At 63.5% G+C, this 24,806-nt stretch carries 22 protein-coding genes; 12 read left to right on the top strand and 10 right to left on the bottom strand.

The window, feature by feature from the left end; genetic code table 11:
- Nucleotides 1-117: 117 nt before the first annotated feature.
- The 5 genes from ABWK72_RS07480 to ABWK72_RS07500 all read left to right on the top strand — a co-directional run bounded on the left by ABWK72_RS07480 (nucleotide 118) and on the right by ABWK72_RS07500 (nucleotide 5,929).
- Nucleotides 118-624, top strand: a complete 507-nt coding sequence (locus tag ABWK72_RS07480; RefSeq protein WP_367874165.1) for a hypothetical protein — start codon at nucleotides 118-120, stop codon at nucleotides 622-624.
- 290 nt (nucleotides 625-914) lie between these two features.
- A complete protein-coding gene (locus ABWK72_RS07485) occupies nucleotides 915-2,336 on the top strand; it encodes an IS4 family transposase (protein ID WP_367870643.1) in 1,422 nt (473 codons plus the stop codon).
- Nucleotides 2,337-2,624: 288 nt separating this feature from the next.
- Nucleotides 2,625-3,152: an adenine phosphoribosyltransferase gene (locus ABWK72_RS07490; protein ID WP_367874166.1), complete on the top strand. Its 528-nt coding sequence runs from the start codon at nucleotides 2,625-2,627 to the stop codon at nucleotides 3,150-3,152.
- A 171-nt stretch (nucleotides 3,153-3,323) separates the two neighbouring features.
- The gene (locus ABWK72_RS07495) at nucleotides 3,324-4,874 is read left to right on the top strand and encodes a glucose-6-phosphate isomerase (RefSeq protein ID WP_367874167.1); all 1,551 of its coding nucleotides are present in this window, start codon (nucleotides 3,324-3,326) and stop codon (nucleotides 4,872-4,874) included.
- Between the two features lie 194 nt (nucleotides 4,875-5,068).
- Complete coding sequence (locus ABWK72_RS07500) at nucleotides 5,069-5,929, top strand: DUF4394 domain-containing protein (protein ID WP_367874168.1); 861 nt, start codon at nucleotides 5,069-5,071, stop codon at nucleotides 5,927-5,929.
- Nucleotides 5,930-6,013: 84 nt separating this feature from the next.
- Here ABWK72_RS07500 and ABWK72_RS07505 read toward each other — a convergent pair whose 3' ends face one another.
- The 5 genes from ABWK72_RS07505 to ABWK72_RS07525 all read right to left on the bottom strand — a co-directional run bounded on the left by ABWK72_RS07505 (nucleotide 6,014) and on the right by ABWK72_RS07525 (nucleotide 11,553).
- Nucleotides 6,014-6,652, bottom strand: a complete 639-nt coding sequence (locus ABWK72_RS07505; protein ID WP_367874169.1) for a hypothetical protein — start codon at nucleotides 6,650-6,652, stop codon at nucleotides 6,014-6,016.
- 320 nt (nucleotides 6,653-6,972) lie between these two features.
- Entirely contained in the window at nucleotides 6,973-8,607 is a 1,635-nt protein-coding gene (locus tag ABWK72_RS07510) for a glycoside hydrolase family 5 protein (RefSeq protein WP_367874170.1), read from the bottom strand.
- Nucleotides 8,608-8,808: 201 nt separating this feature from the next.
- A complete protein-coding gene (locus ABWK72_RS07515; protein ID WP_367874171.1) occupies nucleotides 8,809-9,849 on the bottom strand; it encodes a hypothetical protein in 1,041 nt (346 codons plus the stop codon).
- Between the two features lie 393 nt (nucleotides 9,850-10,242).
- On the bottom strand, nucleotides 10,243-10,569 hold the full coding sequence (locus ABWK72_RS07520) for a chaperone modulator CbpM (RefSeq protein ID WP_367874172.1): 327 nt from the start codon (nucleotides 10,567-10,569) through the stop codon (nucleotides 10,243-10,245).
- A gap of 9 nt (nucleotides 10,570-10,578) precedes the next feature.
- Complete coding sequence (locus ABWK72_RS07525) at nucleotides 10,579-11,553, bottom strand: DnaJ C-terminal domain-containing protein (protein ID WP_367874173.1); 975 nt, start codon at nucleotides 11,551-11,553, stop codon at nucleotides 10,579-10,581.
- Nucleotides 11,554-11,664: 111 nt separating this feature from the next.
- Between ABWK72_RS07525 and ABWK72_RS07530 the strand changes: the two genes are divergently transcribed.
- Entirely contained in the window at nucleotides 11,665-11,817 is a 153-nt protein-coding gene (locus ABWK72_RS07530) for a PEP-CTERM sorting domain-containing protein (RefSeq protein WP_367874174.1), read from the top strand.
- A gap of 301 nt (nucleotides 11,818-12,118) precedes the next feature.
- On the opposite strand, the gene ABWK72_RS07535 is transcribed toward ABWK72_RS07530, so the two are convergent.
- Nucleotides 12,119-13,600 carry a hypothetical protein gene (locus tag ABWK72_RS07535; protein WP_367874175.1) on the bottom strand — a complete coding sequence of 494 codons (1,482 nt, stop codon included), beginning with the start codon at nucleotides 13,598-13,600 and terminating at the stop codon, nucleotides 12,119-12,121.
- Nucleotides 13,601-13,928: 328 nt separating this feature from the next.
- Here ABWK72_RS07535 and ABWK72_RS07540 point away from each other — a divergent pair, with 328 nt between their 5' ends.
- The 5 genes from ABWK72_RS07540 to ABWK72_RS07560 all read left to right on the top strand — a co-directional run bounded on the left by ABWK72_RS07540 (nucleotide 13,929) and on the right by ABWK72_RS07560 (nucleotide 19,521).
- Nucleotides 13,929-15,287: a DUF4038 domain-containing protein gene (locus tag ABWK72_RS07540; protein ID WP_367874176.1), complete on the top strand. Its 1,359-nt coding sequence runs from the start codon at nucleotides 13,929-13,931 to the stop codon at nucleotides 15,285-15,287.
- 43 nt (nucleotides 15,288-15,330) lie between these two features.
- Nucleotides 15,331-16,443 carry an AAA family ATPase gene (locus ABWK72_RS07545; protein WP_367874177.1) on the top strand — a complete coding sequence of 371 codons (1,113 nt, stop codon included), beginning with the start codon at nucleotides 15,331-15,333 and terminating at the stop codon, nucleotides 16,441-16,443.
- Nucleotides 16,444-16,564: 121 nt separating this feature from the next.
- Nucleotides 16,565-17,002: a hypothetical protein gene (locus tag ABWK72_RS07550; protein WP_367874178.1), complete on the top strand. Its 438-nt coding sequence runs from the start codon at nucleotides 16,565-16,567 to the stop codon at nucleotides 17,000-17,002.
- A gap of 207 nt (nucleotides 17,003-17,209) precedes the next feature.
- The gene (locus tag ABWK72_RS07555; RefSeq protein ID WP_367874179.1) at nucleotides 17,210-18,121 is read left to right on the top strand and encodes a ParB/RepB/Spo0J family partition protein; all 912 of its coding nucleotides are present in this window, start codon (nucleotides 17,210-17,212) and stop codon (nucleotides 18,119-18,121) included.
- Between the two features lie 452 nt (nucleotides 18,122-18,573).
- On the top strand, nucleotides 18,574-19,521 hold the full coding sequence (locus tag ABWK72_RS07560) for a M28 family peptidase (RefSeq protein ID WP_367874180.1): 948 nt from the start codon (nucleotides 18,574-18,576) through the stop codon (nucleotides 19,519-19,521).
- A 39-nt stretch (nucleotides 19,522-19,560) separates the two neighbouring features.
- Here ABWK72_RS07560 and ABWK72_RS07565 read toward each other — a convergent pair whose 3' ends face one another.
- Genes ABWK72_RS07565 through ABWK72_RS07575 form a run of 3 tightly spaced genes read right to left on the bottom strand, consistent with a single transcriptional unit; the run spans nucleotide 19,561 to nucleotide 22,673 of the window.
- Nucleotides 19,561-21,027, bottom strand: coding sequence for a hypothetical protein (locus tag ABWK72_RS07565; RefSeq protein WP_367874181.1), 1,467 nt, complete (start codon nucleotides 21,025-21,027; stop codon nucleotides 19,561-19,563).
- A gap of 12 nt (nucleotides 21,028-21,039) precedes the next feature.
- Nucleotides 21,040-22,152 (bottom strand): hypothetical protein, encoded by a 1,113-nt coding sequence (locus tag ABWK72_RS07570; protein ID WP_367874182.1) that lies wholly within the window; start codon nucleotides 22,150-22,152, stop codon nucleotides 21,040-21,042.
- The gene (locus ABWK72_RS07575; RefSeq protein WP_367874183.1) at nucleotides 22,149-22,673 is read right to left on the bottom strand and encodes a hypothetical protein; all 525 of its coding nucleotides are present in this window, start codon (nucleotides 22,671-22,673) and stop codon (nucleotides 22,149-22,151) included. Before ABWK72_RS07575 ends, ABWK72_RS07570 begins: the two co-directional genes overlap by 4 nt.
- 291 nt (nucleotides 22,674-22,964) lie before the next feature.
- On the opposite strand from ABWK72_RS07575, the gene tmk reads away from it, so the two are divergent.
- Complete coding sequence (gene tmk / locus ABWK72_RS07580; protein ID WP_367874184.1) at nucleotides 22,965-23,573, top strand: dTMP kinase; 609 nt, start codon at nucleotides 22,965-22,967, stop codon at nucleotides 23,571-23,573.
- Between the two features lie 278 nt (nucleotides 23,574-23,851).
- Here the strand turns inward: tmk and ABWK72_RS07585 are convergent, their stop codons facing one another.
- A complete protein-coding gene (locus ABWK72_RS07585) occupies nucleotides 23,852-24,502 on the bottom strand; it encodes a prepilin-type N-terminal cleavage/methylation domain-containing protein (protein WP_367874185.1) in 651 nt (216 codons plus the stop codon).
- Between the last annotated feature and the right edge of the window lie 304 nt (nucleotides 24,503-24,806).

A 24,806-nucleotide genomic window follows, 5' to 3' on the forward strand; every position in this document is an offset into this window, starting at 1 on the left:
CAAAAAGCCCCTGGCAGCCCGGCTGATGCCTGCCCCCTTTCCCGCTTGTCTGTCCGTGAACCGAGCCGGCGTGTCTGTGTTGACAGATCTTTTCGCTCCGCGCAGAGAACGGCCCGCATGAACTTCTCCCGTAGCCTGAAACTCGCCGCAGCCGGACTCGCCTTCGCCTCTCTCCCGAGTTGTGTGAAATACCACAACCTCCCGGAAGGCTATAGCGGTCCGGTCGCCACCATCCGCGGCACCGCGGCCCAGGGCAATGTCTTCAAGGGCCAGTCCTTCAGGGTGACCAAGGTGGATGGACTGGAGATTGCAGGCCGCGGCGCGGTCGCCACTCCCACCGGCGGCGGCCCGGTGCTCGCCGTGAGGGAGCCGCAGGTGCAGGTTCTGCCGAAGCCGGTCACCCTCACCCTGACCGGCAGCACCATCTACGCCGCGGACGGCCCCGCACTCGTCGATAGCATGATCGGCGGCGCCCGCCACGTCAGCGGGGATCTTTCCTTCACTCCCAAGGCCGGCGGCGAATACCGCGTGAAAGGCATCTTGGAGAAGGGCTCCGAATCCGTGTGGCTCGAGGAAGAGAAGAGCGGCAAGCTGGTCGGCAATAAGATCACCAAGGCCCGCTGAAGCTCTTCAGCCCCGAAGGGGCGGCCGGGAGATAGGGTCACGCCATACGATCGAACGTCCCCTGAAGGGGGACCGGGAGCTCGGTCAATGCCGACACGTCCCGATGAAACAAGCCTCCTCGCCCCCAATTCAGGGGGCCTCTGCGCTATCATCGCAAACCCCGGGTTTCACCCTGACCTTTATACACAAGTCCGCGCTCCGGCATGAAATCCGCCGGTGCAGTTTGCGGGAAATAAATCTGTACGAGTGTTTGAAGCCCTGCACAATGCACGCGCTGTTGGATTTTTGGCGTGGCTGACGACATTACAGGCGAGTTCGGCAACGCGGATCTGAAGGATACGCGGCGCGACCGGCGCTTGCCCAAAGTCGCCGCGGCGCTCGCCGCCTTTCCTTCCAAAAGCATTGCCGCCGCCACCGGCGGCAGTGGCGAGATGACGGCGGCCTACCGCCTGCTCAATTGTCCCGACGTCACCGCCGCGGCCGTGCTGGCCCCGCACCGCGAGGCCACCATCGCCCGCTGCGCGGCGCACCGCCGCGTGGTGGTGTCGCAGGACACCACCGAGCTGGATTTCACGCACATGACGGCCACCACCGGTCTGGGCCCGCTCAACGACAAGAACCGCAAGGGTCTCTACCTGCACGCGCTTTACGCGGTCTCGGGCGAGGGCCTGCCGCTTGGCACCCTCGATGCGGCGATGATCATCCGCGATCCCGCCACCTTTGGCGATGCCAAGGTCCCGCACAAGCGGCGGCCGGGTAGTGACAAGGAAAGCCGGCGCTGGGTCGAAGGCTATGAAAAGACCAATGAAGTGGCCGTGCTGCTGCCGGACTGCGAGGTGATCTCGGTGGGCGACCGCGAGGGCGATATCTTCGAACTCTATGCCGCATGGCACGCTGCCGTGGAGCGGGGCGGCCCCTGCGCCGGGTGGATCATCCGCGCCAACCAGGACCGCGCCCTGACAGGCACGCTGCATGATAACCCGGCGAAGCTCTTCGCGGCGCTCGCCGCGGCACCGCTGCTCGGCACCCATTCCTTTGAAGTGCCGGCCTGGAAGGGCACCAAAAAGGTCAAGGGCAACCGGGTGCCCTCGCAGCGCAGCGCGCGCACGGTATGCCAGGAAGTGCGGGTGATGGAAGTCACCCCGCGCCCGCCCTACCGCAAGGGCGTCAAGCTGCCGCGGGTCTCCTTCTGGGCGGTGCTGGCGGAAGAACGCGATCCGCCGGACGGGGAAGATCCGGTGCGCTGGCTGCTGTTGACCAGCAAGCCGGTGGCGACCCTTGAAGAAGCGCTGGAGATCATCGGGCTTTACCGGCGGCGCTGGGACATCGAGGTCTTCCATAGGGTCCTCAAGACCGGCTGCCGGGTGGAACGCATCCAGCTCAAGAGCGGGCAGGCGCTGTGCAACGCGCTGGCGATCCATCTGGTGGTCGCGTGGCGGATCCTTTACCTGACTCATCTCGGGCGCGTGGTCCCCGACTTGCCCTGCGGCAGCGTGTTCGAGGAAGCCGAGTGGCGATCGGCGTGCGCCGTGGCCAAACGCGACAAGGCGGCGGGCGAGCCGTCGCTTGCCGAGTTCATCCGCATCGTCGGCAAGCTCGGCGGCCACCTCGGGCGCAAGGGCGACGGGCCGCCCGGTGCACAATCCCTGTGGCAGGGGCTGGCTCGGGTGAGGGACTTCGCGTGCGCGTGGCGCGCCTTTCACGACGAGTGAAAGGGCCCCGGAGGAAGGCGGGCGGCTCAGCCGCACCGCCCGCCCGCGCGTGCCCGGATGACGCGTGCCACGCCGGAAGCGGAGGCCTCGTGCTGGCAAGCAGTGATCCACTCGCCGCCGTGACGAGCGACGGCCGCGCGGACTTGTGTATAAAGGTCAGGGTTTCACCCGGGGCTATCTCCCTGCCGCCTCTTCGAGGCTCTTGAAACATCTCTTGGCGCGGGTCACTGAACTTCTCCCACCCCTTTCCCGCTTGGCTCCCCGCGCCCCTTCGCCTAACCAAGCGCCATGCCTTCCCCGGACTCCCTGCGCTCGGCCATCCGCGATGTCGTCGATTTCCCGAAGCCGGGCATCGTCTTCTACGATATCACCCCGATCCTCGCGGATGCCACGCTGTTCCGCGATTCGATCACCCTGCTCGTGGACACCGCGGGCGGGCAGAAGATCGACAAGGTCGTCGGCATCGACGCGCGGGGCTTCATCTTCGCCGCCGCGGTGGCGGACCGGATCGGCGCGGGCTTCGTGCCGGTGCGCAAGAAGGGCAAGCTGCCGTGGAAGACCCGCCAGGCCGCCTACGCCCTGGAATACGGCGAATCCGTGGTCGAGCTCCACGAGGACGCCGTCGCCCCCGGCGAGACCGTCCTGCTGGTCGATGACCTGCTCGCCACCGGCGGCACCGCCGGGGCCGCCCTGAAGCTGCTCGAACAACTCGGCGCGAAGGTCGCCGGCGTCTCCTTCCTGATCGAGCTCGGCTTCCTCAAGGGCCGCGCCAAGCTCGGCGACCACAAGGTGGATTCCATTCTCATCTTCGATTGAAAACGCCGGAATCATACCGGAAGGCATCGGCATTCATCCTCGCATTGAAATGGTTTCATCAGGCCGAAGCCGCCGTGACAATCCCCCCGCTTGCCCACCCCACCGGTCACGCCTAGCCTCCCTCTCCGTTTAAAAATTAGTGCTTAGCCATTAGTAATTTTCCCTTCTCTTATGTCCTGGTCCACCTACGCCGCCACCCTGATCCGCTACCCGCAGTTCGGATTCTCGCTCGATACTTCCCTGATGGACCTCGAGGAGGCCTTCCTGACGAAGATGGCACCGAAGGTGGAGAAGGCCTACGCCGACATCGCCGCGCTGGAAGCCGGTGCGATCGCGAATCCCGACGAGGGCCGCATGGTCGGCCACTATTGGCTGCGCAAGGCCGACCTCGCACCCACCCCTGAGATCCGTGACGCCGTCACCAAGCCCCTCGCCGACCTCAAGGCCTTCGCCGAAAAGATCCACACCGGCCAGATCAAGCCACCGGGTGGCGGGATCTTCCGGCGCGTCCTGGTGATCGGCATCGGCGGCTCCGCCTTGGGCCCGCAATTGGTCGATCAAGCCATCGGCCACGGCGCACGCATGCCGATCCATTTCCTCGACAACACCGACCCCGCCGGCATCGACCGCGTGCTCTCCGACATCGGCACCGATGGCTTGGCAAGCACCCTCGTCGTCGTGATTTCGAAATCCGGCGGCACCCCGGAAACCCGCAATGGCATGGTCGAGGCCAAGGCCGCCTACGACGCCGCGGGCATGGACTTCGGCAAGCACGCCGTGGCCGTGACCGGCGTCGGCTCGAAGCTCGATCAGGTCGCCACCAAGCAAGGTTTCATCGCCCGCTTCCCGATGGAAGACTGGGTCGGCGGCCGGACCTCGGTGATGTCCACCGTCGGCCTCGTGCCCGCCGCCCTGCAGGGCATCGATATCGATGCCCTCCTCGCCGGTGCCGCCGCCATGGACGTGGAGACCCGCAAGCCCGGCGACAAGAATGCCGCCATGCGCCTGGCGCTGGCCTGGTATGCTTCCGGCAATGGCAAGGGCGAGAAGGACATGGTGGTCCTGCCCTACAAGGACTCGCTGGTACTATTCTCCAAGTACTTGCAGCAGCTCGTCATGGAGTCGCTCGGCAAGGAGCACGACCTCGACGGCAAGGTCGTCAATCAGGGCATCGCCGTCTACGGCAACAAGGGCTCCACCGACCAGCACGCCTACGTCCAGCAGCTCCGCGATGGCGTGCCGAATTTCTTCGCCACCTTCATCGAGGTCCGCAAGGGCCGCAATGGCGACTCCATCGAAGTCGAGCCCGGCAACAGCTCCGCCGATTACCTGCAGGGCTTCCTGCGCGGCACCCGCAAGGCGCTCTACGATTCCGGCCGCAAGTCGGTCACGCTCTCGATCCCGGAAGTCACCCCCTTCCAGCTCGGCATCCTGATCGCGCTCTTCGAGCGTACCGTTTCCTTCTACGCCTCGCTGGTGAACGTCAATGCCTACCACCAGCCCGGCGTCGAAGCCGGCAAGAAGGCCGCCGCGGTGTTCCTCGACCTGCTCGGCGCGGTCCGCAGCCGCTTGGTCTCCGAGGCCAAGACCGCCAGCCAGATCGCCTTCGAGACCGATGCGGATGCCGAGGACGTCTACCACTGCCTGGTCCACCTCTCCGCCAACGGCGAGGCCCAGATCTCCATCGGCGCGACCCCGGCGGAGGACAATTTCTCGCTGTAAGCCACCCGGTGCTCCCAAGCGAGGGCGGCGCAGACCTCCAAATGGGCCGGGGCGCGCGATCCGCGCAGCGCATCCCGCAGCTCCGGAGCGCTCAAATACCCCCATACGGATATTGTAATGCCGTCTAATGGCCGGAAGGGCGGGTCTGGATAATGTGTCGGGGTCTCCAACCCTATTCCCCACCCCAACGACACATGACCTACTCCAAGATCCGACTCACCGTGGCTGCCGCCTGCCTGGCTGCGGCACCGCTGGCGGGTGCCGCGACCATTTACGGCCTCGGCACTGACAATCACCTCTATCGCTTCGATTCGGGCGGCACCGCTGCGGTCGATATCGGCTTGATCTCCCAAGCGGGGATCGTGGACATCGACTTCCACGCCGCCAACGGGACCCTCTACGGGATCACCTCCACCGGCCACTCCTACGGCATCAGCACCACCACGGGGGCCGCCACGCTACTGGTCACGCCCGGCTCCGCGCTCACGGGGGTGCAGGATTTCGACTTCAATCCCGGGGCCGACCGGATGCGCCTTTCGCTGGTCAACGGCGGCAACCTCCGGCTGATCCCCGATTTCATCACTGCGCCCTCTCCCGCCGGAGTCGCTGGCGGTATGGTTAACGACGGCTTCTACTCCGGCGCGCCAGGCGGCGTGGTCGTCGTGGGAAATGCCTATACCAATGCCTTCGACACCGGGGCATCCAGCCCGGCCCCGCATGCAACGACTCTCTACAGCATCGGGTCGGATGGCGTTCTTTACAGCCACTCGAACGGTGCCGGGCCCGCCGGCTCATTCGGCGTGATGACCGCGGTCGGCTCCGGTCTCGGTTTCGGGCTTACCGGTAATGTCGGATTCGACATCTCCTCGGATAATAACATCGGCTACGTCAGCAACGGTAACAACCTCTACACCGTGAATCTCGCCACGGGGGGCTTCACCGATCTTGACGGCGTCATCGGCGCGCCGCTCGCCAGCATCGCCGTCCCCGAACCATCCACGATGGCTCTCGGCGGACTCGCAGGCCTCGCGCTGCTGCGCCGCCGCCGACGCTGAGAACCGTTTCCAGTCTAAATAGCAAGCAACAGGTAGCCCCACCGGTTCCGCCGGTGGGGTTTTCTTTTCGGCTCCGCGCAGCCGCTAGCGCTTCGACATCCCGGGCGGCAGATCCTTCGGGGCCTTCTTCGCAGGCTCCACGCCCGCGGGGAAGCCGGGGACGCTGGAGGGCTTGGCCTCGGCCACCGGCTGGGCCGGTGCAGCAGGAGCCACCGGCGCAGGGGTCACGGGGCCCACCGCATCGGCAATCGCCTTTTGCCGGGCCGCGACGTATTTCGCTGAAGCAGCCTCCCCGGTGCGCTTCGCGCCGAACTCGGCCGAGGTCTCACGACGGAATGCCTGCATCTCTTCCCTCAACGCTTGAACCCGGCCGTTGTAGTTGTTGTTGGAAGGAGGCTGGGGCGGCCTGATCGTTCTAAACCCGGTAAACTCCCGGTTCGGACCGTAGGTCGCAACTTGCTTCGAATGGTGCGAATTCTTGTACTTCTCCGAGAGCTCGACCGCGTCGATTTTTTTGCCCTCCTCCTCGAGCGCGGCGCGGCGCTTGTTCAGCTCTGCGGCTTTAGCGGTGTACTCCGCTGCCAGCTTCGCCGAACGGACATTTGCCGTGGTATAAACGTCCGCAAACGGAGGCTCCATCTTCTGCTGGATGGACTTTTTCGGGTCCTGCGCGTGGAGCTGCGGCATCAGCATCCCGGCGATAAGCAACGCTATCGTTTTCATGGCTGTAAGAGTGAAGGAAGACCAGAGGACAGTGGGACGTCTTACCTGCACACCTACCCTACCGTTTTCCGGACTTTCAAGCAATCTCGAATTCCCCCCCCACCGCAGCTGATACCAAATCCAAGAAATAAGATGACGCTTCGACTGTGGCGCAGGTGATCACGGATTGAACGGATTTCACGGACTGGAGATCACTGTTGCCAGCAATGAGAATCTCCATGCCTCCCGAATCCGTAAATCCGTTCTAATCCGTCCAATCCGTGATGATTGCGGGTAGTCCTATAAAGGCTTATCAATCCGGGAAATTGGCAGGCTGGCAGCTACCTCAGCCTCTTCGTCTCAAACCTCTTCCCACCCAGCGCGTCCTTCACCGGCACGCCCCAGAACGGCGTCGGCGTGTAGTCCCAGTCCAACAAGACCCGCGGCGTCGACTTCGGATGAAAGCACCATGCCGTCCAATTCAGGCGGTGCTTCTGGATCACGCCGAGCATGTCCGGCACCCAAGTCGCGGGATCTTCATGGCGCTCCGGCGGGATGAATTCCATGCGCTGCGTGTCCGCGCCGACCTCCCCGATGAAGAGCGGATACTTGTCCGCCAGCGCCAGGAACTTGCCCTGCCAATCGCTCTTCCACGGATACACGTGACTGGAATACATGATGCCATTCCCGCCGCGGTCATCGAGCGCGTGGCCCTCTAACACCCCGGACAAATCGTAGCCCCAGTCGAGCCCGCCCGCGATGATCAAGTTCTTCGCGCCGGTGCCGCGGATCACATCCACCAGGCCCTGCATGCCGATCGAGGGGAAGCTGACCAGCTCCTCCTTGTTCTCCGCCGCCACATCCCCGCCCTTCTTCTTGTCCGTCACCGGCCCGCCCTTTTGCCAGACCTCCCAAGGAATATCGTGCGGCTCGTTCATCAGCTCGAAAATCACCGCCGGGTGGTCCTTGTAGCGCGCGGCCACGTCCTTCCAGAATTCCGCATGCACGGCCTGAGGCGCGCGGTAGGCGTGGAGATCCAGCACAATGTAGGCTCCGCGGCCGGCACAGGCATTCACCGCATCCTCCACCAACTGCCGGTAGGCCATGCCGCCGTCCTTTTGCCACGGACCCGTGCCCGCCCAGAATTTCTCGCCGAGGCAGAGCCGGATGCAGTTCGCCTTCCAGCCATCGATGCCGACCTCGATCGACTTCAGGATATTCTCGCCGCCCGCCGACCACTCCATGCTCGGCACCGCCAGCCCCTGCAGCCAGACCTCCTTGCCCGCGGGCGTGTGGAGGCGGTTGCCCGCGACCTTCAGCGGCGGCGGCAGCTTGTCCGGCGCGGGCACCGGCACCTGCGGCTTGGGTTTCGGCAGCGCCGCGATCCGTGCGGCTTCCTTCGCCTTAGCCTCGGCCTCCTTGGCGTCGATCACGGTGGGATCGATCGCCACCAGCCGGACCTCATCGAACTCCAGGGTCCCGCTCTCCGCGCCGAAGAGCGTGAACATCAGCTCCAGCTTCGCTGCCCCTTCCGGCACGCGGAATTGCTGCGCCTTCTGCTGCCATTCCTTGGCCGTGCCGGTGAAGGACGGCGGCCCCGGCGATGGATTCACCGCCCGGCCCGCGGCGTCCTTGAAATTCATCATGATCCGGCCATCGAACCACGCCTGCTTGCCGCGCTTGATGCCCTCGTGCCGCACCCGGTAGGACAGCTCCAGCGCCTTCGCCTCCTTGCCCAGCGGCACCGCGCGATAGGCCATGACCTGCGCTCCCGGCCGCGGACTCTTCAGGCGCAGGAAGTGATTCCCGCCCTCGGACTGCAGCGTCACATCGGCATCCGCCGGCCAGCCCTCCGCCTGTCCGGAAGCGGACAGGGTCTCGAAATCCCCGTTCGCGAGCAGGGATGCAGGCTCCGCCGCCATGCCGGGGGCAAGCGAAAGCGCGGCGAGAAAAAGGAAAGGGGCAAATCTTCGCATAACAGACAGGCCCACCCATACGTGCGCCATTTGTCATCCCTTGCGCCGTCTTAAAAAGGCAGGGACCGCTTTCCGGGCGGTCGGGCTTATGGCGCTCGTCTGCGAAATACGGCCCGGAACCCCGGATCGCGGCCGTCCCCAGCCGGACCTTTCGGAGAAAGGTCCCTGCCTTTCTGAATGATCAGACAGCCTCTCAGGCGATCACTGGGCCGTCGCGGCCGCCGGGGCCTTCGCCGCCCGCAGGTCCGCCAGTTCCTTGGCGATCTTCGGCAGCTCGGCATTCAGGGCAGAGATGTCCTGTTCCAGCGTGCGGAGCTTGTTCTGGAGATCGTTCTTCACCCCTTGCAGCCGCGGGATCGAGTTCTTGTTCTCATCCGACTGCGCCTGCATCCGCCGCAGATCCGCCTCCATCTGCGGTGCCTTGCTGATCTTCTTGCTCTTCTCCGCGTTGATCAAACCCCGCTGCCGGCCGATCTTCACCCGCCAGCCTTCGACGTCCTCGTTCGCCTTCTTGATCGCGGCGGCGGCGTTCTGGATATCCCGGTTCAGGCTCGCGAGCAGCATGCCCTTGTCATCCCGCTTCTCCAAGGTCTCCGCATACTCGACCTTCTTGCGGTGAATCTCCTCGCCTTCGTTTGCCTCCGCTACGAACGCCTTCTTCTTCACTTCGTCGAATTGGAAGCGATCCTGCAGCGCCAGCGGCAGTTGCTTGCTATCGATGCTCTTCGGCCCGGTCGAATCGGTGATCTTCATCTCCCTGTGATTCACCTCGCGGACCGTCACGTCGTGATAGGTCACACCCGCCAGCGAAGTCACATCGCCCAGCTTCTCGCCCTTCGCCTTGGCCCACTCGGCGGCGCGGTAGGCGTCCTTGTAGTCCTCCCACTTCTTGTCGGCGGCTTCCATGGCGGCGCGGGCAGCGGCCTCTTCCCCGGTCACCTCCGCCAAGCGCGCGGCGACGTGCTCGGCCTGAACCTTCAAGGTGTCCAATTCCTGCGGCTGCTCTTTGAGATGCGCCACATCATCGAGCCGCTTCCGGTAATTCGCGATCTCGGTCTTGCTGCTGTCGATGGAGATCTTCTGGTCGCGGACCACCGCCTGGATGGTCTTCTTGCCGCCCTGCATCCCCTCGTCGAAGGCGAACATGTACAAGCTGCCGAAGCCCACCAGCACCAGCAAGGCGATCAAGGTGCCGATGACGCCGGGCCCGCGCCCGCTGCTAAGAAGATCTGAAAAGCCCATGAGGAGGTATGGATGAAGAGGAGGCCGCCAGCCGCTGTCAGCGCGCTGCCGTGCACGGAATTGAACAAAACTCCCGGCACATCTCAAGACCGGACTCCGCGTGTTTCCACCTATCGCCCCCCTTTACCCCGAATTTACCAAGCCCCGCGCCCGCATTCATCCTCCCTTCACCGTTTTTTCATCCTCCCCGCCCCGGCGGCCGGGGTTGAGGCCCGGAGACAGGCACCACGAATCTCGCGAATCCCACGAATCAAATTCCTCCCCCAAGAATCCCCGAACTTCCCACTGCCTCCATTCGTCGGATTCGTCCGATTCGTGGTGCCCTCCTGCCTTTCCTTCGAAGTTCGATGTTGGACGTTCGATGTTCGCCTTTTCCTGTTCGCCTTTTCCCTTTCAAACCCTCTCCCTCAAAACCCGCAACTCCCCTTCCGCCGCATCCAGCCGTTCCATCAACTCCATCACGAAGCGGATCGACCGCAGGCTCAGGCTGCGCTCCTCCCGCAGCACCGCGATCTGCCGCAGCCGGTGGATCGCGCGGCAATCGAGATGATAGAGTCCGCCCTCCTGCCGCAGCACCACCAGATCCGCCCGCGCATACTCCAGGATCATCTCCGGGTGCATGCCGCAGAGCTCCGCCGCCGCTTCCAGATCGTGGAATTCCGCGGTCTCCAGTGCTTGCGGGGCCGGCAGCCCGCGGCCTTTGTCCTGCGCGTAGGTCATGGCATCACTTCATCGGGGATTGAATTTTGAAATTTCCGCCAGCGCCTGCCACTGCTGGCGCTCCTCATCCGTCACGGACGCCGGCATCACCACCTGCACCACCGCGAAGAGATCGCCGAAACCGCCCGACTTGCCCTTCGGCAGGCCCTTGCCCCCCAGCCGGAACTCCGTGCCCGCCTCGGCTCCCGCCGGGATCTTGATCTTGGTCTCCCCGTGGGGAGTCCGCACCGGCACCGTGGCCCCCAGCACCGCCTCCCAGGGCGCGAGCCGCAGGTCGTAGTAGAGGTCATGCTCTTCCACCCGGAAATCCGGGTGGCGCTCCATCCGCACCTTCAGGAAAAGATCGCCCGCCGTGCCGCCCGCCTGGCCCGGCTCGCCCAGTCCCGCGGCGCGGATGAGCTGCCCCTCCGTGATCCCCTTCGGAATCCGGATCGTCACCGTCTTGCGCTCCGCGCTGCGATCCCGCGTCTGGATCACCAGCGAGCGCTCGGAACCGTTCATCGCCTCATCCAGCGTCACCAGGATCTCTGATTCGATATCGCGCCCGCGGCGCGGCACCTTGCTCTTCGCCCCGCCCGGCCCATGCGCCGTGAAGCCGCCCCGCGAGGCCCGGCTGCCGAAGAAATTCTCGAAGAAGTCGCTGAAGCCGGTCCCTTCGAAATGGTAGTTCCCGCCCTGGTCCTCGTCCCCCGCGCCCGGCCAGAAGCCCCCGGCACCCCCACCGCCGCCGCCGCCGCCGTAGTCCCCGGCATGCTTCCAGTGCTCGCCCAGCTGGTCGTACTTCTTGCGCTTGTCCGCATCGCCCAGCACCTCGTAGGCCTCGTTGATCTCCTTGAATTTCTCCTCCGCGGTGGACTTGTCCTTCGCCACATCCGGGTGGTGGGTGCGCGCCAGCTTGCGGAATGCCTTGCGCACCTCGTCCTGGCTCGCGTCACGTTTGACGCCCAGCACCTCGTAGTAGTCCCTGAATTTTACCTTGGCCATCGGAGAGCTAACAAATGAGCCCATGCCGCCGGAAAATCAATCCGGGGTTGTGAGGATTCCACGGGATGCGTCCGGATTCCTTGAAGGAGAAGGAACCACGGATGAACACGGATGAAAGGCGATGTCGGACGCGTCACCATCACTGGCAAGTTCACCACCGTCCCGGAACCTTCCGCCGCCCTCCTCGGCGCACTCGGATCCTTCGTCATTCTCCGGCGGCGGCGCGAGCCCTCCTACCTTTTCCCGCCGATCAAGGTTTCCTGAATCGCCTCCTTCCGCCCGAGTTGGCTTGGCGAGATTGTAGACGTCGATAACTCCGATCGTGTCGGAGAGAAGCGGCTTCTTGGTAAAGCGGAAATCCTTTCCGATCACGTCGCGAAATTTCGTCTCGTTGCTCGGATCCTGTTCGAGCGCCGGCAGGGAGCCTCCCTTCGCCAGATAGGCCGCGAATGCCGGAACAAGCGAATCGTGCCATCTCCCGCAGTCCAGTGACATCGGGGAATGGACGGATCCACACCCTTACACCTTCCGAGCCGGGAGACGGAAGCGGCGGCGATCCGGGAACCTATTCATAGATCCCCATCGAGATATCTCCCTGCGCCTCGGAAATGATCACCTTGCCCTTCAGCTCGGTATGCCCCTCCACCACCAGGGCCCGGCCGACGCTGTCGGTGGTGGTCGCCGGCGGATCCTCCAGCGGATCGCCGCTGCCCGCCACGTTTGCTTTCCAAGCCTTGTTGGTCAGCGTCGTCTCGCCGTTCTTGAGGGTGGTGATGGCGTTCGAGCGCAGGCTGGCGGAAGGAGGACCGGAGGCCCTTTCGGAGGCACCGTTGCCGATCTCGAGGAGGACGTCGCTTTCCACCCAGGAATCCGGGTCCCCGGAGTAGCCCTTGTTCAAGCTGCCCAAGGCGAAGGAATAGGCGGTATTGGCCCTCGTAAAGGCTCCCGCGGCGAAGCTCGCGAAGCCCTCGGCATCGTTTTCGACACCGCCGATCGCGATCGAGTTCTCGCCGCTCGCGTGGTTGCCCTCCGCGCTGAAGAGATAGTCATACCCGCCTATGGCGGTCGAAGCGTATCCCAGTGCCCGCCCTTTCTGGGCGGCCAGCGAATACTCGCCACTTGTCATTCCTCCGACAAGTGCCGCCGATCCAAAAGCCGTCGCGGTCGTGGTGGCATCCCTTCCCAAGGCGATGGAATCGGTGCCCAGCGTCGTAGTGGCAACACCGATGGCCAGCGAGCCGGCTCCCGTCGCCCATGCCCCGACACCAAATGCCAGGTAGGCGTCAGCGTGGGCAAATGCCCCGGGCCCGGCTTTCTGAAGATACTTGTTGGTACTCAGATAGGACGCGGTGGCCGCCGGGCTACCTCCGATCGTCAGGCTGCCGGGAATCGAGACCGCTCCGCTCTTCAGGACCACCAGGGCGTTGGAACGGGCCGAAGAGGTCCCTTTGCCCACAATCAGCGAGGCATTGGAAACCTTGGCCGCGTACGTGCCGAGTGTCACCGTCCCGTTTTGTGCGATATTCCCCTCCCCGAGCGCCCACGCGATGGATCCTTCCGCGGTATTGCCGGATCCGATCAGCACAATCTCGCTGCCGCCACCTCCAAGGATGGCGTTGTTGTGCCCCAGGAGAATATTCGAGGATCCCGGGGAAGCATTGATGTTGTTGAAGGTTCCTGCCGCGAAGGAGTGGTTCTGGCCTGCGATCAGGTTCCAGGCTCCGAAGACCGCTGTCGCCCAGCTACTTTCGATCGAGTTGTTATTCCCCCCGGTAATGCAGTCGTAGGAATACTCGTCCAGCCAGGAGTCGCTACCGCTGACAAAACCGTAATTGACAGCGGTATTGCCGCTTCCCACCGCCATGCTGGCGTTGGTGGCGTCGTTGTATTCGCCGATGGCGGCACTGTGGTTGTTATTGCCGCTACCGCCGATGTCATTGGTGGTGCCGGTCCGGAAACCGTCGGTGTCATCGATGATGGCCTGAGCGACATTCGCGGCCAAAAGGAAAGGCAGCGCGAGAAGGAGACTCCCGGGGTGGGTTTTCATGATATTCGTGACTGGATTTTTAGTATAACTTCAATCGCCCGAGGCATCGTTATGAGGACGCTTTTTCCCATGGAAAGACATTTCAACCTGGCGTCCGATTTTGAGATCATTTTTTCCGAAATCCCCGTAATTCCTGCCGATCGCAACGACTCTGGATCGCGTTAATAATAACGCATCGGGGCAGGCGTCCTCCGTGTGGGAAGCTGTCCCGCGGTAGGGAAAGCTGCGGGACCGGCCCGCGGAGGAGGTGAGGGAGCTTCCCACCGCGGCTCGGTTCCAGTGAAACGTCTCCGGATAGAAACCACCCCGCCCCGCCGGTATCACCCGCATGCGGCACATCCTCCTCTCCCTGCTCCTCGGCACCGCCCCCCTCGCCGCCCTCCCGGAGCTTCGCGTCGCCCCGGACCACCGCCACCTCGAGACCACCGAAGGCAAGCCCTTCTTCCTGCTCGGTGACACTGCCTGGGAACTCTTCCACCGCCTCACCCGCGAGGAAACCATCACCTACCTCGATGCCCGCCAGAAGCAGGGCTTCAACACCGTCCTGGCCGTCGCCCTGGCCGAGTTCGAGTTCGACCAGCCGAATGCCTACGGCGAGCTGCCGCTGGAGAACAACGATCCCGCCAAGCCGCGCGATGCCTACTTCCAGCACATCGACTGGGTGATCGGGGAGGCCGCCAAGCGCGGGCTCTACACCGGCCTGCTCCCGACCTGGGGCGACAAGTGGAACAAGAAGTGGGGCAAGGGCCCGGAGATCTTCACCCCGGAGAATGCCGCCCGCTTCGGCGAGTGGCTCGGCCGGCGCTACAAGGATCAGCCCGTCATCTGGATCCTCGGTGGCGACCGCCCGATCGAAAACGAAAGTCACCGTGCGATCCAGCGCGCCATGGCCGGAGGCATCAAGAAAGGCGATGGCGGCAAGCACCTCATCTCCTATCACCCGATGGGCGAAGCCAACTCCTCCGACTACTGGCCGGATGAAGCCTGGCTGGACTTCCACATGTTCCAGTCCGGCCATGGCCGCGCCGCCTTCCCGAACTACACCCTCAATGCCAGGAACCTCGCCCTGCCCGCGCTCAAGCCGACCCTCGATGGCGAACCGAACTACGAAGACCACCCCGTCCGCGGCCTGATGAAGGACGGCAAGCCGACCCTCTGGTTCGGCGATCACGATGTCCGCCGCTCCGCGTGGTGGAGCGTCCTCTCCGGGGCCTGCGGCCACGTCTACGGCACGCATAGTATCTGGCAATTCCACGACCCGGCCAAGCGCAAGCAACTCACCGACGCCCGCACTCCCTGGCAGCAGGCGCTCAGCCTTCCCGGTGCGGCGCAGATGGGCATCATGCGCCGCTTCATGGAAGGCCTCGACTGGACCAAGCTCCGCCGCGACGACACCTTCCTGAAGGCACCCGAAGGCGGCTGGAAGCCCGATCAAATGCCGATGGCCGCCGTCGCGGAAGACGGCAGCTTCGCGGTGGTCTACCTGCCGGATGTGAAAGCCGGGCCGATCAACCACGACCCCTTCAAGGTAAGCTTCAAGCCGGAACAGGTGGAGGTCATCGTCTTCGATCCCGAGACCGGCGAACAAGCCAGCCTCCCCGCCGGCACCCCCGGAGCCGTTGCCACCGCACTCGAAGGCAAGCAGCAAGACCGTGTCCTCTTGATCCGCGAGAAGGCCGGTCGCTGAATGGCAACATTGACCTTCGAGCCCGCACACCTACGATAGCCGCATGATTACGCGGCTCTACGCCAACAATTTCCGCTGCCTCGTCGCCTTCGATGCCAGCTTCGATTCGTTCGGTGTTCTCTGCGGCCCTAACGGAGCAGGCAAGAGTTCGGTATTCGATGCCATCCAGCTGATTAGGAACCTCGCCACCGGAGAGGGCTATCTCGGCGGCGATGGCGAACGGGATATCTCCTGTCTGGAGTTCACCAACTGGCTTGACAGCTACATTCAAGAATTCGAGCTCGGAGTGACGGCGAACGGCCATTCGTTTGAATACCTACTCCACATCGAGCACGCACCCGGAGGAAAAAAACCACGGATAATCCGGGAACGTGCCACTTGTGACAAAAAGGAGTTGTTCGACAGGGATCTCGACGGAATACGTTTTCAAAAACGCGATGGAACCCAATCGGGATTTCCGCTCGATTGGCGACAAGCTGCCCTCGCTTCGATTCAACCGGCTGGAGATCGACGTGAAATACAGATCCTACAGCAGGCTCTCTCGAGCCTCCTGATCTTGAGGCCGACCCCCCGGGCAATGGAAAAGGAAAGCAAAGGTGAATCCGCGCATCCGGCCGTGGATCTCGGAAATCTAACATCTTGGTACCGTACCCTTTCCCAGGAGCAGGATTGGACAGACTCGCTGAGGGATTCCCTCCGCGACGTATGGCCCGACTTCAAGTCGTTTCGACTGATGGACGTCGGACTGAATGCCAAGGCTCTGCAACTCCGCTTCGAGAGCGCCCATGCTCCGGACTCCGGGCTGTTCTTGTTTAACCAGCTCTCCGATGGCGAAAAAGCGCTGATTGGTCTTTATATGGTGCGTTCCGCCCTCGCCACCGGCGCAGCTCATACCGTGCTTGTCGATGAACCGGATAACAACGTGGGCTTGCCCGAACTGCAGCCATGGGTCCTATCCATGAGGGAACTTCTCGATGACGAACACCAGGCCATTCTGATTTCCCACCATCCGGAGGTGCTGACCAGTGCGGGAGAGGAGCACGGACGCTACCTTTGGCGGGATAACCATACTTCGCCGACCCGCATCGGGCCGCTGAACATCCCCGAAGGTTTGAGCCCCGGAGAAGCCATAGCAAGGGGGTGGGTCCGTGGCTAACCGAACTCAGATCCTTTGCCTTCACGAAGGGAAGAAGGGACGCAGCATTGATCCGCTCTTCATCCGCACTCTCGTCAAAGCGCTTGATCCCTCATGGATCCGCCCTTGGCAGGGGAATAGTGTGATCCGCACGGAAGCCTGCGGCGGCCGGACGAGCTTGATGGCAGCAATGCCGGATCAACTGCGTCTATGTCTTGAGATGGGCGGTAACACCACCCTGATGGTTTGGGCGGACGTGGATCACGATATGGACAATCCGGACCAGTTGAAAGAAGAGTTCAGGAAAGTAGCCTATGAGGCCGGAATCACTGCGGCGCAATTCGAGCAAGTCGTCTTCATTTTTGCCGAAGACCGGCTTGAGAACTGGATCCAGTTTCTGAATACCGGCACGACGGATGAATCACAGGAGGGTCCTCGACTGAAATATGATAGGGAGGCCGCCGACGCCGCCAGAAAGCTAGCCAAGCATTGCTCCTCCGGCGCGCCGATCCCGCAGATTCCTCCTTCACTGGATTGGTCCTGCCGCAATTGGCGGAAGCTGGTGCAAAAGATGAGGTAAGTTGGAGCCCTCGATCATGCGATGAATCTTCTCCGGGCCTTTCGCCGTGCGACTTCCCCGAATCCGGTCGCCCCACCGCAGCAAAAACCCTAGATTGTCCACGGAAATTTACCCCCGCCAATCCCTAAGCTCATTTTTTAAAAATAGCTCCGCAGAAGGGTGAATGAGCTTTGCATCGCAGGTGCCCTTTGCCAACCTCCGCGCCCCATGTCCAAACCGGCACTAGGAAAAGGGCTCGGAGCCCTGATCCGCAAACAAACTGGCAACCCTTCGCAGGACGCTGCGGCCTCCGTGGATGGCCACGGCCGCGCCCGCGAGGTGCCTATCGATCAAGTCGTCCCGAGCCCTCTGCAGCCGCGCACGCACTTCATCGAGACCCCCCTCGACGAGCTGATGGAGTCGATCCGCCAGCACGGCATCATCCAGCCGCTGATCGTCCGGAAGGTGGATGACAAGTACGAGCTCATCGCCGGTGAACGGCGGTGGCGCGCATCCAAGAAACTCGGCCTGGCCACGGTGCCGGTGATCGAGCGCGAGGCCTCCGACCGCGACGTGCTGGAGATGGCCCTGATCGAGAACCTCCAGCGCGAGGATCTCAATGCGATCGAAGAAGCCACCGGCTACGTCCGCCTGGCCAAGGAATTCTCCATGAAGCAGGAAGAGATCGCCACCCGCGTCGGCAAGTCCCGCGCCAGCGTGGCGAATGCGATGCGCCTGCTCGACCTGCATGCCGACGTCCAGATCCTCGTCGCCCGCGGCCACCTCACCGTCGGCCACGGCAAGGCGATCCTCTCGATCAAGGACAAGGACGCCCAGCTCCTGGCCTCCGACCAGATCCTCAAGAAGAAGCTCAATGTCCGCGCCGCGGAAAAGCTCGCCCAGTCCTTCGACCCATCGAGCGTCACCAACGACAGTGCCAAGTCCCTGGCCGCCGGTGCCGCCTCCAGCCCTGCCGCTCCGGATGCGCACCTGCGCGCCCTGCAGAACAAGCTCCGCGACCGCTTCGCCACCCACGTCATGATCCACCCCGGATCGAAGAAGGGCCGCATCGAGCTCGAGTATTACGGCGATGACGACCTGCAGCGGATCCTCGATCTGCTCGGCGTGGCGGACATGTGAGGAAAGACCCCGAGCTTCCCCCTTGGGCTTCGCGGACAACTCGCGATACGTCCCCCCGGATGGCGGCGCAGCCGCTTTGGAGTGCGGCGAGCATCGCCGCTTTCCTGCGCGTCATCCCCTCAGAGCGCCGCATCTAATCCACCTATCCAATGCTCCCCTACCCCAAGATTCCAGAACAAGGCGATTCGAGGGTGAGTGCGCGTGTGAGGTCGGAGCAACTGACGCTTTTGACCGGCAGGTGAGGGTCGACAAAGAAGCGAATTCGACATGGCGATCTCCGGCTGGCATCGCCCAAAAGCGGCGATGCTCGCCACACTCCAAAGCGGCTGCGCCGCAAACGGGGGCATCGATCAGATTGAGGGAGTTCCCCCCCCCGCGAAGCTACCGCAGGATGCCGCAGCCACGCGCCATTCCGCTCGACAGCCGGTAGCTTCCGGAACATCCCAAGGGCCGTGAAGCGCGCACCCATCGTCCTGCTGCTGCTGGTCCTGACCGTGGCAGCATGGTTCTTCCTGAAGCCGAAGCCGCCCGAACCCATCGGAACCGGCGCACGCTTGACCTTCACCGCCCTGCCCGATCTGGCGGAGAAGTTCTCCGGTGACCATGCTTACGCGCAGGTCAAGGCGATCACCGCCTTCGGCCCCCGCCCGCCGGCCAGCGAGAACTACGGCAAGGTCATGGCCTACCTCGAAGCGGAGTTCGCCAAGTCCGGCTGGACGACCGCCCGCCAGACCTTCACCCGCGTGACCCCGCGCGGCCCGGTGAATTTCTGCAACCTCCTCGCCCGCCATGGCACCGCGGACTGGACCAAGTCGCTGCCGGTCGTCATCGGCGGCCACATCGATAGCAAGGACCTCCCGGCCTTCCATTTCATCGGGGCCAATGACGGCGGCTCCTCCACCGGCGTCATCGTCGAGCTGGCGCGCGTGCTCGCCACCGACCCGCAGGCCGCGGGTCAGGTCGAGCTGGTGCTCTTCGATGGCGAGGAAGCCCTGCTCGGCAGCCTGACCCACGCCGATGGCCTCTACGGCAGCAAGTACTACGCCCTCGAACTTTCCAAGCGCAGCACCTGGCCCGCCATCGGCATCGTCCTCGATCTGGTGGGCGACAAGAAGTATCCGATCCAATCCAACCCCGACGCTCCCGCCCATTTCAGCGATGCGGTGAAGTCGGCAGCGAAGGACTCCGGCTTCGATCTCACATCCTACCCCGGCCAGATCCTGGACGACCACATCCCCCTGCAGGGCACCAAGCTGCCCACCCTCCACCTGATCGGCGACTTCACGCAAATGCCCTACTGGCACCAGGCGGGCGATACCCTGGAAGTGATCGACCCCGCCGCCCTCGAGCAAACCGGCCGCACCGTCCTGCGTTTCCTGGCGCGGGTGAAGGGGTCTTGAAAGGTGGTCCGCACACGCCGGGCGCGTTCCCTGAAAGCGTTACAGCAACCGCTTCAGCTGCCTCGTCAGCTCGAGCGCAATATGCCGCCGATTGATGCCGATGTCCTCATACCCCGCAGCTACCGACAGATGCCGGATGGCGGTTCGAGCATCGGCCTTGCCCTTCTCGGCGAGCGCCCGCTTCGCCAAGATGCGCCCTAGCGAGTAGCAGGCCGCAGCGCGGTCGGCGATGAAGTCCTTCCCCTTGCTGTCAGCGAGCTGCTTCAGGGCGCGCCCGGACCTGCTGCCAAGATGGAGGGACCGGTAAAAAAGCGCGGGACCGGCGATCTGCACGAGCTTCCGGTGATCCGCCCGCGATTGCATCTTCCGGCCCGGACCCAGGAGTTCGAAATCCAGCACGTTCGAGCGGATGCACCGCCCCCCGGGAATCTGAAATTCCGCCCAAATCCGATGGGGACCCGTTTTGCGGAACGTATAGCCTCCCGCTTGGCCGAAGATGCTGATGTCCCGGCGGAAAGGCTTCCCAGGCTTGATCTCGAGATCCCCCGGCAGGGAGCAGTAGTGGTTCAGCGGACGGTAGCGCCGGATTTCTCCATCGGAGTCCTCGATCCACAAGGTGAAGTCGGGATATCCGCAGTCCACGCGGTCCGGCACGGTCACGCTCGCCTTCGTCCCGCGGGCTAGTCCGAGTTTCACATCCAGCTCCATCGGTTGGTAGTAGTGGAAGGCGGTCATCGCCAGGCCGATCTGCAGCCGGAGCGGGCTCTTCGGATCCACGGGGAGGTTCCCGGGAGGACGGTCGTAGACGCCACCGTCCCTGATGTCGATATCCGGACCCAGATCCCCCCATTTGGAGCCGCCGGGTTCTACATGCACGTCCCTTGAGCAGCGGGAAAGGATCCGCTTCTGCCCTTCCAGAAACTTGAAAGCAGCCGCCGGGAACACGCTACCCGGCAGGCTCGATCTCATGAAATTGTTCAGGTTCTCCTGATGGCCGAGATTGAAGACATGCCCCAGCTCGTGAGTGGCGGTGAAAAGAACTTCTTTCTGGAAATCCTGCGAGGTATTGCGGTCCGGGATGCCCGGTGCCCGCAGTCTGCCGATCGGATCGAGGAACACGGCGCATCCCTGGCGCGCCGGAGTGGTAAACCTCGGGTTCTCATCGTCGTTGGTCCTGAAGCCCCGGTCGAACATCAGGCCGAAAATCCCCGGCTTGAAGGCGTATCCCCCCGCGAAGATCAGACCGACCTTCCGCGCCGCGCCAGCGCCGGACCCGACCAGACCCTCCAGTGCGAGATGGAGCTCGAGCGAGGACACCAGCGGTCCCGCGCGGAATCGGAACGGATCGAGCACCGCATTCTCCAGGACCAAGTCGATGTCATTTCCCGAGCCCTCGCCGAAGTGGCCGGGAATCTTCTCGCGCAGGAGTGCAAGGATCGCCGGGTCCAGCTTTTTGACCGAACCCAAGTGGCTGGCACGGCAGGTGATGGCAGCGGGCGTTGGCATAAGCCGGAGAAGTCACTGCACCCGGAACGCGAAGCTTGTGGTGGGAGCAGAGGCGCCGTCCACGGGGGTGATACCCAGTTCCAGAAGATAGTCACCCGCCGGAGTGTCGGGTTGAAAACGGATCATGCCGGTTTTCCTATCCGTGAGGTACACGGACGGCAGATGCTCCGATGCACTGCTATCCGCGGCTCCAGGTGCCCGGAATGTCAGCGATGCGATTGTTACCGAAGAGAGCTCGGTATCGGATGTGAACTTGATCGGGGCCTGGCTGAGTTGATTGTCCTTCCTTTCCACCAGATCGCTGGAGATGGCCAGGAAGGGTGCCGGCGGATCCTTCGGCGCGGCCTCGATCTTCTTCGAGCTGGCCACCTTCACCTGCGGGGCCGGGTTGCTGTACTCACCCATGCCAGCCTTCGCCCCGAGCATGGCGGCGAATTCGAGATAAGGGACATTCACCAAGCGGCCGGGACCCTTGCCGTCCATGACCACCTTGTAGACGATCGGGGTCATCGCCACATGGCCTCCCGAACTCGGGTCGTTCGCGCCGAGGACGGCACGCCGGAGCTTCGCGTTGGCCGCTTCCAGCTCCTTGAGTGCCAAATCCACCGCCAGCTGTTTCTCGGCCTTCTTGTCCGCGGGGGCTGCAGCAAGCTCGATCTTCGCCTTCTCCCACGCCAGCGTCTTCTGCGCTACCGTATCTTGGGCGGTCTCGATCTTCGTGGCGATTGCCTTCGATTCGGTGGAGCTGCTATCCAACTGCGCCTTGATGGCCTCGTTCACCGCCGCCACGCCCTTGACCGCAACGTCATCGGTGGACTGCTTGATGTCCATCTTCGAGGCGACGCCGGGGATGTCCGCCTCATAATCGATGTTGAGCGTCTGCTTGCCGAAAAGAGTGAATGCATCGACCGCGTATTCCTTGGTCTCGTCCCGATGGTGGAATCGCGTGAAGACGATCGTCCCGTCCTTCGCGGGTTTTCCGATCAGATAGGTATCAGGTATGTAGACACGGCGGCCCTTGGCGTTGGGGTATTGGGAGGTCTTTTTTACCGTGACCACCGAAATGCACGAACTGAAAACCAAGGTGAGGCCGATGATGGCGGCATGCTGGAAGAGGGGCTTCATTCGGCGGCGGGCGAGGGTTCGGGAGGAGCGAAATTCACAATCATCGGATCCACGGGTGCCTCGACAAAACGGGGCGCCCCTTTCACGTTCATCAGCTTGAAAAGCCGCGGTGCCGGAACGGTTCCCTTGGGAAGAGCGGCCTCCCCGGGGTCGTTGGCCCCGATCATCTTGGCCCCTACCTCCTTGACCAGGTCGGCAACCGCGATCGCCACCTTGGTCGTATCCATCGAGGAAACGGAGGTGGCCAGGACACCCTCCTTGAAGCTCAGGGTGGTGTCGTTTGACGACATGAACGCCCAGGGACGGGCGCTCATCATCCGGGTCTTGTCGGGAATGTTAATCATCTCGCTGCTGATGCCGCCGTTGTTGTCGGTGGTCACGAGCAGATAGGTGGAGTATTCCAGATAGCGGATACCCTTGTCGCTGTTGTCATTTGCTACCCGGTGGAAAGTGGTTCCCGCGCAACCGGCAACCAACAAGCCAAGACTCCCGGATAGGAGGGGGAGGAGGTGATATTTCAAGCTGAAGGACGTCTAGCGAATCGATATTCGGAAGTCAAGGATCCAACTGGCGGGACTCAGTATCAAATGGTTCATGTTAGAAGGATCTTGAGTTGGGCCTGGAGAATTTCGGGTTGGGAATCGGCATACCTTTCCGGTCGATCCTTTGCTGGCACGATCATCGCGGGATACGGCCGGCTTGGGAGCGTGTTCCTGCAATGCTCCGGACCGATTCGCGTTCGGCGGAGGTGGTGGAAATCACCTTAACCTTGCCCTCCCCGCTCCCGTCCGCCAGCGTCCGGCACCCTCCTGATGAAGCAAGCAGGCCTCTTTATCGTCCTCGAAGGCATCGACGGCACCGGCAAGTCCACCCAGTCCCGTTTGCTGGCCGCCTGGTTCCGCGAGCAGGGCCGCGAGGTCGTCGAGGGCCGCGAGCCGACCGACGGTCCCTGGGGCCGCCAGATCCGAGCCACCGCCGCCACCGGCCGCCTCTCCCCTGCCGATGAATTGGAACTCTTCCTGAAGGACCGCCGCGAGCATGTGGAGCAGCTCATCGCCCCCGCCCTCGCCGCCGGGAAGGTCGTCATCCTCGACCGCTACTACTTCTCGACCATGGCCTACCAAGGCTCCCGCGGCTTCGACCCCGCGGAGATCCGCGCGCGGAACGAGGCCTTCGCCCCGCAGCCCGACCTCCTGATCATCCTCGATCTGGACGTGGACACCGCCCTCTCCCGCATCGGTGCCCGCGGCGATACCGCGAATGAATTCGAGAAGCGCGATGCCCTCGCCAAGTGCCGCGAGATCTTCCTCTCCCTGCAGGGCGAGCCCTTCGTCCACATCGTCCCCACCGCCGCCGGCCCGGAGGAAGTGCAAGAGCGCATCCGCGAGATCGCCGAAGCACGTGGTGAGGCGGCAGCGTGATTCTCACCGGCAAGTCCCGGACCGAAAGTCGCGCAGCGACCGTGGACTGCGCGCAGCCCGCTGCCGCTGTCGGCAGGCAGCCTGCTGCCGTGAAGCACCGGGATGTTCCGAATCCAGCTCCGTCCGCGGTTCGACATTTCCCTGTGCTTCGCCTTTGCAGCGCCCCTCGCAGCAGGCTGCGCGCAGTCCACGGCGGCTGCGCCGCGGCAGGCCCCCCCCGCAAAAAAAAGCGCGCGCCCCTCTCGGAACGCGCGCCTCGGAAAAAAATCCCGCCTCCCTCAGTTCAACCCGCGGGCGTCCCGCTCCTTCTCGGTCATGAACCACGCCGAGTCGGCCTTGAACTCGGACTCGATCACCAGCGCCTTGGCCGAGCCGTCGAGCATCAGCGCGGCGGCCTTGCCCTTGTAGCGGTCGGGATCAGGCGTGTGGCTTTTATCGAAGAGGCCCTGGCCACCCTTCTTCGGGCTCTCGGTGAGCACCAGGATCTGGGACGGATTCTTGAAAGCGATCTTGCGCTTCGGGCCTTCGCCGCCGCTGCCATCTTCGGACATCCCGCAGACATGGCCGTTCCAGCCGTAGGAGACCGTGGTCTCGACCTTGTTCACGTCGAACAGCTTGTCCCCGGGGCTCTTGAAGATGCCCAGCTCGGACTCGTTCTTGTGGTCCTTCACCAGCGTGCCCCACCAGTAGAGATCCTGGGAGGAGTCCTTGTAAACCGGCAGCAAGCCGGCGTTGTCCTGGCTGTAGCTCTCCACGCGGATGCCCAGGTCGCGGACATTGCTGACGCTCGAGGTGAGCTGTGCCTTCGTCCGCACCTGGCCGAAGACCGCGGCACCGAGGCCGACGAGAACGAGCATGATGACGATCACCACCAATAGCTCGACGAGGGTGAAGCCGGCGGCCGGTTTTGCGATAGCTGGTTTTTTCATAGTGAGATCCGGATGAGGCCCGCACGGACGGCGATCCTTGACACAAAGGCATCACTTCCGGGCAATCATTCAACCCGAAATCCTCGCCAAGCGCCGAAAAGGTGGTCCGCACAGTCCTCTGTGCGGCCGAATGGTCCCCGGCAGCCCGCTCCCGGCCCGCAGCCGCCTTTAAAAGGTGGTCCGCACAGTCCCCTGTGCGGTCGAAGCAGTTCTGACGGCGGCATCCACCCGAGGGCCCCAGGATGAGGCGCGCTACAAGGGTGGCTTCGGCCGCACAGAGGACTGTGCGGACCACCTTCAAAAC

It is taken from the genome of Luteolibacter sp. Populi (assembly GCF_040801775.1).
In the GTDB taxonomy this organism is placed as follows: Bacteria; Verrucomicrobiota; Verrucomicrobiia; order Verrucomicrobiales; family Akkermansiaceae; genus Haloferula.